General features: G+C 69.5%; 1 protein-coding gene. It reads right to left on the bottom strand.

Annotated elements, in window-relative coordinates; genetic code table 11:
- Window positions 1–213: Ig-like domain-containing protein (locus IAE38_RS23755; protein WP_201219602.1), on the bottom strand; the 213-nt coding region annotated here is incomplete at both ends.

Below are 213 nucleotides of genomic sequence, written 5' to 3'. Positions count from 1 at the left end.
CAGGGCTTGGCCGTTGGCCTGGGCAGGGGACAAGGTCAGGCTGAACAGCCCATCAGCCCCGACAACGCCAGTGCCGATCAGAGTGCCAGCGGCATCACGCACCTGAACTGTGGCGCCTGGTTCACCGCGGCCGGTGAAGGTCACGCCGTCTGCCAGGGCCAGGTCGGTGGGTTGTGCGGGAGCAGTGAGGTCCGGCGAGGCGACGCTGCCGGG

Source organism: Pseudomonas sp. S32 (assembly GCF_016648095.1).
Taxonomy (GTDB): domain Bacteria; phylum Pseudomonadota; class Gammaproteobacteria; order Pseudomonadales; family Pseudomonadaceae; genus Aquipseudomonas; species Aquipseudomonas parafulva.
This window is presented reverse-complemented; position numbering and strand designations above follow the sequence as displayed.